Here is a 9,503-nt window from a genome sequence, read left to right as displayed (position 1 = left end):
AGCTGGATCAGTCCATCTCTAGTTGAGGATTGAAAACCACCTCCCACAGATGTCCATCTGGATCCTGAAAATAGCCTGCATAGCCGCCATAAAATGTGGCCTGTGCAGCTTTCACAATCTTGGCTCCAGCTTTTTCAGCCTGAGTCATGACCTGATCGACATCTAATGGGCTATACACATTGTGTCCCAAGGTCATTTGCGTGGGACACATCAGACTCGGTTCGAGTCCGGTATCATGCTGGATGCTGCTTTGCGGCCATAAAGCCAGTTTTAATCCAGCCTGTAGTTCAATAAATGCGACTGCGCCATATTCAAATTCTTTGCCAACAATGCCTTTACTGGGAAAGCCCAGCCCATCACAATAAAAGCGTAGTGCAGCCTCCAGGTCGCGAACACCGAGTGTAATCACTGAAATCCGTGCTTGCATGAGCTCATCCTTATGGTCATGTCTATAGCTTTATCTTAGGTCAAATAAAAAGCAGGGAAATGATCCCTGCTGTTAGAAATTGTAATAACAGGCAAGCTTAAGCGACTTTGAGAGTAGCGCGTTTGGCTGCCTGTGAATGGCTGAGATAATGCAGCGCATCATCGGTACTGCCTTCATGCACCGGATCATACCAAGGCATTAAATAACCGAGCTGTTGGGATACTAACCACAGCGGGTTAGGCAGAAGGCGGTTATCTGACTGGGAAATACGCAACCATTCTTTTCTTTCCAGATCCAGGGTTTATATACGGCTGGCTGATACTGCTTGAAACGTGAATCCTGCGATAACAGATGTGCAGCACCATCCACCCAAAGGCCAATTACACCAATAATGACCACCACACTTAGATAATAACGGGCAATATAGCCGCCACCTAGGTGACGATATAAATCAAAAGCCACACTACGATGTTCAATTTCTTCAGCACCATGCCATTTCACCAGATCCAGCATATTCGGATCAGCACCCAGACGTTCCCATTCAGTATTGTAGAGTGCGTATTTACCCAGGACACAGGTCATGTGTTCTATCGTCGCAATGATACCGAGACGGAACAGATCCCATTGGTGTTCTAAGATTTTAGGAATTTTGAGACCGAATGGATGATCGGCTAGGAGCTTGTTAAATAGGAAATGCATGATGTCCAGATTGCGCTGGATATCAATCTGACGTTCAGATAAATATTCTTTATTGGCCGAATTATGCGCTTGGGCATGCATGGCTTCCTGACGGATAAATGCCTGCACATCATGCTTTAATTTTTCGTCAGTGATCTGGGGGAGGACTTTGTTATATAAACAGCAGAACCAGAGTTCACCCGCGGGCAGAATATTGTTAATTTCATTGACGAAGTAACTGGCAAAGGGCTGATCAGGAATCCAGTCGACTGGAGTGTCTTGCCATTCAAAGCTGACTTTGCGAGGCTGGATAAAATAGGAAATGGAAGAGCCAATTCTTGTTGTTTTGAAGCGCGAAAGTAAAGACATGGTGTGAATCCATCACTGCTTGATCAAGACAGTATGAAAAAAATATCCCGAATTGCAGCAGGCAATACGGGACATTCTTTTATCCGATGAAACACATTCGGCTTATTTTTGTGGATCCTGTTCGACAATCTTTGTTGGATCAGCTTCCACAGGCGCGTCCAGATCATTCAGTTCACTGGCACTGACTTCATGAGCGCTGTTGGTCTCATCTTCATCTTCTAATAATTCAGTTGGTTCATCAGCTTCGTTTAAATCATGCATTGAAGCTTCAGGAATGCTGTCCAGATCAAATTCAGGTGCTTGATTCAAAGTGAAGTTCAAACGGCCGCCCATCACACTGGCCAATTCTTCCAAACCTTGCTTGTTTAGAGAAGAGAATAGTTGAATCGAGAAATCCAGCTTCATCTTTTTCAGTTTGGCTTTCACTTCTTGTAGCGCTTTCGAAGCGGGGCCACGGTTCAGCTTGTCGGCTTTGGTCAGCAGGACATGTACGAATAATTTACGTGAATACGCCCATTCCAGCATCATCACATCAAAGTGTTGTAGCGGGTGACGGATATCCATCAGCAACACCAGACCTTGCAGGCTCTTGCGGTGAATCAGATAGTTTTCCAGTTCTTTCTGCCAGACAATTTTCATGGCTTCTGGGACAGCTGCGTAGCCATAACCCGGCAAATCGACCAGACGCTGATCCGGATTGCCAAGGCTAAAGAAGTTGATCATCTGGGTACGGCCTGGTTTTTTGGACGCACGGGCCAACTGTTTCTGATTGGTCAGGGCATTGATGGCACTCGATTTACCTGCATTAGAGCGGCCAGCAAAAGCCACTTCATAACCGGTATCTTCTACACACAAGCTCAGCTTGGGTGCACTCATCAGGAACTCAGCTTTGCGTAACCAGTTGAGGGCTTGTACCGAATATTCAGTAATGGCTGGATCGACCTTTTTTTCATAGCTGATCTTTTGCTTTGGGGCATTTGATGCCTTACTGTTTTTCGACTTTCCTCTGCTGTGATGCATGACTCAACTTCAATGACTAATTATACAAGAAGCTATTATAAAGGAAGTCGGGCGGGCAAGCGAACTTTAGAATTGTTCAATAGAATAAGGGTATTAGAGATTGATCAGACTAATCGGTGACTGGATGCTAAAATATTCCTTAGTCGGTTCAACGACATCACCCAGAATATGTTGATCCAGACTGGTATAGAACTGCTCCACAGCCTGATCCAGAATGCCTTTTAATCCGCAATTGGTACGTAATATACAAGGTGGATCATTACATTCTACAATCTGGTTATCACGTTGTAGAATACGCACAATCTGTCCTAGCTGAACTTTCAGGGCAGCCGGATTGAGACGGATTCCACCCCCTTTACCGCGAGAGGTAATGAGCCAGTCCTGTTTCGCCATAAAGTAGACGATTTTCATGGCATGGTTCTGCGAAATCTGTAAGCGCTCCGCCAGCTCGGCAATCGTATAAGGCAGATCACGAGGTTGTGCAACATACATCAGTATGCGCAGCGCATAGTCAGTAAATTTATTCAGTTGCATGATAATACTGATGTTTTTGACGAAAAAAATTAGGGTTAGTCTAGCATACCAGACTAACCCTCTGTTTTTATTTTAAGCTGAAGAAGCAGTTAGTGGCGTACACCACCTGTGCCAAAGGCTTCGCTATGAATGTTCTCAGCAGGGATTCCGCGAGCGACAAGCGCTTTTTGCTGTTCAGCCATAAATGGCATTGGGCCACAGAGATAGTAGTCTGCATTGGCTGGTAATAATGCGCTATCTACAGTGCTTAAGTCCAGTCGACCGGCAACATCATAATCCTCGCCCAGTTTATCGCTTGGGTGCGGGAATTCATAAGCAGTCATTGTGCTTAAACGTGGGTATTTGGCTTTCAGGTCATGAATATGCTGTTTCATTGCATGTACCTGTTTGCTACGGCAGGCATGAATGAAAGTCACAGGTTGTGGCATGTCCAGAGTCACCAGCTGGTTTAGCATGGCCACCATTGGAGTCAGGCCTACACCGCCACTGATAAACACATTACGTTTGTTCGGATCGATCAGGTAGAAGTTACCTGTTGGTGCAGAGACTTCAATTTCTGAACCTTCTGGAAGGCTATGTAAAGTATTCGATACCCAGCCTGGAACCATGTCGCCTTTCTGATCTTCACGTTTCACGGAAATACGCAGGTAATCCGCTTGTGGGCAAGTTGACAGGGTGTATTGGCGTGGCTGTCTCAGGTTCAGCTCAGGTACAAATACACGTACTGAAATGTATTGGCCGGCTTCATATTTTGGTAATGGACCGCCGTCGACTGGAGCCAGGTAGAAAGAAGTGATTTCGTCACTTTCCACGACTTTCTTGGCAATCTTGAAGTTGCGCCAGCCTAACCAGCTGCCTTTAGTCTGTTCATGCTGATCATAGATCGCTTTTTCAGTGGCAATGAACAGATCCGCCAGTTGACCGTACGCTGCAGCCCAAGCATCAATCAGTGGATCATCCATCGAAATGTTCAGCACTTCACTGATCGAATGTAAAAGGTTTTCCCCAACAATACCGTAGTCCGGTGCCTTAATGTTTAAGCTCACGTGCTTGTGTGCGATCAGCTCAACCACGGGTAACAGCACAGATGGATCTTCGATATTTTCAGCATAAGCCAGAACCGCACCTGCCAAGGCTTGTGCTTGAGCTCCACTGCGTTGATGTCCCATGTTAAAGGTTTCTTTCAAATCAGGATTATTGCCTAGCATGCGGTTATAGAAATAACCGGTCAGGGCAACCCCATTTTCACGAAGTACAGGAACAGTGGCTTTTACAAGGTCAATTTGCTGTGGAGTCATAGCTGATCTCTCATGGCTGTTATTTATAAGATGTATTTAAAATACATCTTATAAAGTGCTTTTACAATATAGTAAAAGCATAAAACCATAAAAAAATTATGGGATATAAAAATATCCCATAAAAATGATGTTTTCGATCGGAGAAAGGAAGGTTATTTGCGCCCGAAGAGGGAACCTAATAGACCACGCACAATTTTCTGTCCGGTACTACCACCCAGACTACGTGCTGCACTTTTGGCAAAGGTACCCACAATATCCTGTGTGAGTTTTTCACGTTGCTTGACTGCACGTTCAGCTTCTTTTTGCTGTTCACGTGCCAAACGTTCCTGTTCCTTGGCTTGCTGCTTGGCAAGTTCCGCAGCTTGAGCCTGCTGCTGAAGTTCCAGTACTTTTTGCTGCAGCATCTCATGCGCACTGTCACGGTCAACTTCCTGCTCATAAATACCAGCGACAATGCTTTGCTGCATCAGTGCTTTACGTTCTTCTGGTGTAATCGGGCTAAAAGAAGAATGTGGTGGCATGATCCAGCCACGTTCAACAATCTGTGGAGTCCCTTTTTCATCCAGACAGCTAATCAGCGCTTCACCTACAGCAAGTTCAGTAATCGCTTCCTGTACTTTAAATTCTGGATTGGCACGGAAGGTATCCGCCGCCGTTTTGACTGCCTTCTGATCTTTAGGAGTAAAAGCGCGTAAGGCATGCTGAACCCGGTTGCCGAGTTGTCCTAATACGCTTTCAGGTAAGTCGAATGGATTCTGGGTGACAAAATAAATCCCCACACCTTTGGAGCGGATCAGACGCACCACCTGTTCAATCTTTTCCTGCAGGGCGGGGCTGGCATTATCAAAGAGTAGGTGGGCTTCATCAAAGAAGAACACCAGTTTCGGTTTGTCCAGATCACCCACTTCTGGTAACTGTTCAAATAACTCTGACAGCATCCATAGCAGGAAAGTGGCGTACAACTTCGGTGTATTCATCAGCTTGTCGGCAGCCAGCAAATTGATATTGCCGCGGCCTTGGCTATCCGTTTGCAGGAAATCCATCAGGTCGAGTGCTGGCTCGCCAAAGAATTTATCCCCGCCTTGATCTGCAAGTGCCAATAAATTGCGTTGAATCGCACCGAGGCTGGCGGGGGAGAGATTGCCATATTCCGCTTTAAAGTCTGCAGCATGTTCGCTGACATAGCTGAGCATGGCTTTCAGGTCTTTAAAATCGATCAGTAACAAGCCCTGATCGTCGGCAATTCGGAAGACTGCCGAGAGAACGCCTTCTTGCGTGTCATTCAGGTTCAGGATGCGGGCAAGCAAGAGTGGCCCAATTTCAGAAATCGTAGTACGGACCGGATGGCCTTGTTCACCAAACAGATCCCAGAATACGACCGGCGAAGCTTCAAAAGGAATCGAATCAATATTCAGACTTTTAATACGTTCATCAAACTTAGGATTACTTTCGCCTGGCTTGGCCAGGCTGGAAACATCGCCTTTGGCATCGGCAAGGAACACGGGTACACCAATGCTGGAAAAGCTTTCTGCCAAAACTTTCAAAGTTACCGTTTTGCCAGTTCCGGTCGCGCCGGCAATTAGCCCGTGACGGTTGGCAAGCTGTGAGTGCAGCACAATATCTTGCGTGGTATCACTGGTTTTTTTAGCAATAATAATTGGTGTAACCATAGATTTTGATGTTGTTATTTACTCATTTTTAAGTTTTTTCATGTTTTGTAGTGCGTGCTGAATATCTTCAATCAGATCTTTCGGATGTTCCAGACCAATACAGAAACGAACCAGAAAACCCTCTTTCAAATGTGAATGTTCAAGCACACGCATTTCTTTTAAGTTATATAGCATGACCAGACTCACAGGGCCACCCCAGCTAAAGCCAAGCTTAAACAGTTTTAAGCTGTCACAGAAATTTCGAATATCTTGCAACTTGTAGTTATTGTCAAAAATCACGCTGACCAGTCCGGCACTATGTCCTTGCTTGCAAATTTCTTTCCAGTTTTCATGGCCAGCATTGTCAGTATGAGCCGGATGTAAGACCTGAACAAATTCTGGTTGTTGTTTGAGCCAGTCTAATAAGGTTAAGCAGCTTTGTGATTGATGTTCATATCTGAGTTGCATCGACGCCAGACTACGTTGTACCTGAGCGACATCATCACCTGATACTGAAATACCCTGAATGGCATGCGCACGGAACAACTTGTGGTGCAGTTCTTTATTGCGCGTAACCACTGAACCCATCAGGATATCACCGCCACCACTTGGATATTTAGTCAGGGCATGCACGGTCATATCGACACTTAAGTGTTCATTGCCGAAATCAAAAGCATTAAAGGCAAGACCTGCACCCCAGGTATTATCCAGCGCAGTGAGAATGTTGTTCGCTTGGGCCTTCTTGACCAAGCGACTTAAATCGGGAAATTCTAAAGTCACGGAACCCGCCGCTTCAAGCCAAAGTAGTTTGGCTTTTTCCGAGGGCTGAAAAGTATCCGCATCTATCGCATTATAGACTTTGACCTGAATACAATAGCGGTTTTCCAGATTACGTAAATGTTCCATGTTTGGACCATAGATATTATCTGCAACCCACACTTCATCGCCCTGGCTTAAAAAACAAGAATTCACGAGATTAATCGCGGATAAACCACTCGGTGCCAGCAAACAATATTGACCACCTTCGATCTGGGCAATGCTATCGCCTAAGGTAAATGTCGTCGGTGTACCATGCGTGCCATAGCTATAGTCATAGTCATCAGTCCAGTGGCGATTAAATAGGGCATCAGTATTGTTAAAGATGATGGTGGATGCACGAAACAGGGGAGGTTGAATACTGGAAATATATTGCGGGGCCTTTCGTGGTGCATGAATCAGCGCTGTTTGAGGATTTTTTTTCACGTGAATGCTCTTAAATGTAATCAAATATTGCTTTAGCTTAAGAGAATCTCATTATTGCTGCCAGTTATGTTGTGAAATGTTGAAAAAATTGACATTGCTAAAAAGTTGGCTTCATTTTTGCAAAACCTAAAATCAGAGAGCTACAACAAAAGGTTTAGGCGCATGAAGTCGCAGTTAAAAGTACATTATTTTCAGCATATTGCTGGCGAGGGTTTTGGTAGTTGTATTGATTTTTTAAAGCAGCATCAGGCGCAAATTACTGCGACTGAATTCTTTGCTTTACCCGTCGATCGTCCACTGGATATTGAAGCTTTGCCATCAGTCGATGAAGTTGATTTACTGATCATCATGGGAGGCACCATGAGTGTCAATGATGAGGCAAATTATCCATGGCTCAAGATCGAAAAACGCTGGTTACGCCGTTATCTTTCTCAAGGCAAACCGGCGATTGGCCTATGTTTAGGTGGGCAGCTGATTGCCAATGCCTTGGGTGCGGCCGTCAGCCGTAACCAGGAGCAGGAGTTAGGCTGGACCACGGTACGCAAAGTCGCGCATGTACCCGAGGATTGTTTTATTTTACCTGAACAGTTTGAAATTATGCAGTGGCATAGTGAAACCTTTGAACTACCTAAAGGGGCAATTCATCTGGCAGAAAATGAAGCCTGTCGTAATCAGATGTATCAACTCGGCAAGAATGTCTTGGGGTTCCAGTTTCATCCGGAAATCACCCCGGAAACTTTAAAGCTGTTTTTGGAAAATGAAGAAGAAATTTCACAATTTTCTGGAAAATATGTACAGGACATCCAACAACTGAAAAGAACAACCAAAAATAATTTTATCCAAGGAAATCAAATACTAAATCAAGCTATTCAGTATGTTTTGGAAAAAACGGCCTAGTGGGTAAAAAATAAACAATTGATTTCCCGAATAAATTGAAATACAGCAAGAAAAACTCTAAAAGGGATTTGCTTATGCAATAAACAATGGCTATAATAAGCGACCCTTCGATAGGAAGGGGGTTAACTACGAAGAAAGTAGTTAACTATCGTTACAGTCGTGGCATCGATCACGACCTTAGTGATATTTCACTGCTCTTGACACTTGCCTTAAAATAGTGGGGTGAGATGCGTCAAGAGTGATTCTTTATATATTTGGCTTGGAGTTAACTGGTATGTCTAACCAGAGAATTCGTATCCGTCTTAAGTCTTTTGATCACCGTCTTATTGATCAATCAGCTCAAGAAATCGTAGAAACAGCAAAACGTACTGGCGCACAAGTTTGTGGTCCAATTCCAATGCCTACACGTATTGAACGTTTTAACGTTTTAACATCACCACACGTTAACAAAGATGCGCGTGACCAATACGAGATCCGCACTTACAAACGTTTGATCGACATCGTTCAACCTACAGACAAAACTGTAGATGCATTGATGAAGTTAGATCTTGCAGCTGGTGTTGATGTTCAGATCGCATTGGGTTAAGGCTTTCGGGTTAATTAACGCTCTAAGTTAATTAGGCCGCTTTTTTAGAGGTTTATGCACATGGCTATTGGTTTAGTCGGTCGCAAGTGCGGTATGACACGTATCTTTACAGATGCTGGTGTTTCTGTGCCTGTTACAGTGATTGAGGTTGATCCTAACCGCATCACTCAAATCAAAACGCTTGAAACTGATGGTTATCAAGCGATTCAAATCACTACTGGTGAACGTCGCGAATCTCGCGTAACTAACGCTCAGAAAGGTCACTTCGCGAAAGCTGGTGTTGCTGCTGGTCGTCTGGTTCAAGAATTCCGCGTTTCAGAAGCTGAGCTTGAAGGTCGTGAAGTTGGCGCTACTATCGGTGTAGATCTGTTCACAGTGGGTCAAATTGTTGACGTAACTGGTCAGTCTAAAGGTAAAGGTTTCCAAGGTGGTGTTAAGCGTTGGAACTTCCGTACTCAAGACGCTACTCACGGTAACTCTGTTTCTCACCGTGTTCTAGGTTCTACAGGTCAAAACCAGACTCCTGGTCGCGTGTTCAAAGGCAAAAAAATGGCTGGCCATTTAGGTGCTGAACGCGTAACTGTACAGGGTCTTGAAATTGTATCTATCGACGCAGAACGTTCAGTTCTAGTAGTTAAAGGTGCGATTCCTGGCGCTACTGGTGGCGACGTAACTGTTCGTCCTACGATCAAGGCCTGAGGGGAAATAACGTGAATTTAAATACTGTTTCCGGCTCTGCTGTTGAATTATCAGAAGTTGCGTTCGGTCGTGAATTTAATGAAGCTCTTGTACACCAAGTTGTT

At 44.6% G+C, this 9,503-nt stretch carries 9 protein-coding genes and 2 pseudogenes; 4 read left to right on the top strand and 7 right to left on the bottom strand.

Annotated features, from left to right (window positions below; all coding sequences use genetic code 11):
* Positions 1–7: 7 nt before the first annotated feature.
* From B4J23_RS10070 to B4J23_RS10040, 7 genes and pseudogenes are all read right to left on the bottom strand, one after another.
* Positions 8–427, bottom strand: coding sequence for a VOC family protein (locus B4J23_RS10070; protein ID WP_008303005.1), 420 nt, complete (start codon positions 425–427; stop codon positions 8–10).
* 97 nt (positions 428–524) lie between these two features.
* Positions 525–1,474: pseudogene (locus B4J23_RS10065) on the bottom strand (metal-dependent hydrolase).
* A 102-nt stretch (positions 1,475–1,576) separates the two neighbouring features.
* The gene (gene yihA, locus B4J23_RS10060) at positions 1,577–2,494 is read right to left on the bottom strand and encodes a ribosome biogenesis GTP-binding protein YihA/YsxC (protein WP_291360388.1); all 918 of its coding nucleotides are present in this window, start codon (positions 2,492–2,494) and stop codon (positions 1,577–1,579) included.
* 93 nt (positions 2,495–2,587) lie between these two features.
* Positions 2,588–3,028, bottom strand: a complete 441-nt coding sequence (locus B4J23_RS10055; protein ID WP_005233729.1) for an RrF2 family transcriptional regulator — start codon at positions 3,026–3,028, stop codon at positions 2,588–2,590.
* An 89-nt stretch (positions 3,029–3,117) separates the two neighbouring features.
* Complete coding sequence (gene hmpA / locus B4J23_RS10050) at positions 3,118–4,326, bottom strand: NO-inducible flavohemoprotein (RefSeq protein WP_004786935.1); 1,209 nt, start codon at positions 4,324–4,326, stop codon at positions 3,118–3,120.
* Positions 4,327–4,478: 152 nt separating this feature from the next.
* A complete protein-coding gene (locus tag B4J23_RS10045) occupies positions 4,479–5,996 on the bottom strand; it encodes a helicase HerA-like domain-containing protein (protein ID WP_291360385.1) in 1,518 nt (505 codons plus the stop codon).
* A gap of 18 nt (positions 5,997–6,014) precedes the next feature.
* Entirely contained in the window at positions 6,015–7,217 is a 1,203-nt protein-coding gene (locus B4J23_RS10040) for a PLP-dependent transferase (RefSeq protein WP_291360383.1), read from the bottom strand.
* Between the two features lie 162 nt (positions 7,218–7,379).
* Between B4J23_RS10040 and B4J23_RS10035 the strand changes: the two genes are divergently transcribed.
* From B4J23_RS10035 to rplD, 4 genes and pseudogenes are all read left to right on the top strand, one after another.
* Positions 7,380–8,114, top strand: a complete 735-nt coding sequence (locus tag B4J23_RS10035; protein ID WP_004786930.1) for a type 1 glutamine amidotransferase — start codon at positions 7,380–7,382, stop codon at positions 8,112–8,114.
* A gap of 274 nt (positions 8,115–8,388) precedes the next feature.
* Entirely contained in the window at positions 8,389–8,700 is a 312-nt protein-coding gene (gene rpsJ / locus B4J23_RS10030) for a 30S ribosomal protein S10 (protein WP_000070912.1), read from the top strand.
* 60 nt (positions 8,701–8,760) lie between these two features.
* The gene (gene rplC, locus B4J23_RS10025) at positions 8,761–9,399 is read left to right on the top strand and encodes a 50S ribosomal protein L3 (RefSeq protein WP_005233737.1); all 639 of its coding nucleotides are present in this window, start codon (positions 8,761–8,763) and stop codon (positions 9,397–9,399) included.
* 11 nt (positions 9,400–9,410) lie between these two features.
* Positions 9,411–9,503: pseudogene (rplD, locus tag B4J23_RS10020) on the top strand (50S ribosomal protein L4); the annotation flags it as partial.

The organism is Acinetobacter sp. UBA3025 (assembly GCF_002367915.1).
Lineage (GTDB): Bacteria > Pseudomonadota > Gammaproteobacteria > Pseudomonadales > Moraxellaceae > Acinetobacter.
This window is presented reverse-complemented; position numbering and strand designations above follow the sequence as displayed.

What these genes read in the sequence shown, in the direction of transcription:
- hmpA (WP_004786935.1), bottom strand. Translation starts at nt 4,326, where the DNA reads ATGACTCCACAGCAAATTGACCTTGTAAAAGCCACTGTTCCTGTACTT.
- rpsJ (WP_000070912.1), top strand. Translation starts at nt 8,389, where the DNA reads ATGTCTAACCAGAGAATTCGTATCCGTCTTAAGTCTTTTGATCACCGT.
- rplC (WP_005233737.1), top strand. Translation starts at nt 8,761, where the DNA reads ATGGCTATTGGTTTAGTCGGTCGCAAGTGCGGTATGACACGTATCTTT.
- B4J23_RS10070 (WP_008303005.1), bottom strand. Translation starts at nt 427, where the DNA reads ATGCAAGCACGGATTTCAGTGATTACACTCGGTGTTCGCGACCTGGAG.
- B4J23_RS10055 (WP_005233729.1), bottom strand. Translation starts at nt 3,028, where the DNA reads ATGCAACTGAATAAATTTACTGACTATGCGCTGCGCATACTGATGTAT.
- B4J23_RS10035 (WP_004786930.1), top strand. Translation starts at nt 7,380, where the DNA reads ATGAAGTCGCAGTTAAAAGTACATTATTTTCAGCATATTGCTGGCGAG.
- B4J23_RS10045 (WP_291360385.1), bottom strand. Translation starts at nt 5,996, where the DNA reads ATGGTTACACCAATTATTATTGCTAAAAAAACCAGTGATACCACGCAA.
- yihA (WP_291360388.1), bottom strand. Translation starts at nt 2,494, where the DNA reads ATGCATCACAGCAGAGGAAAGTCGAAAAACAGTAAGGCATCAAATGCC.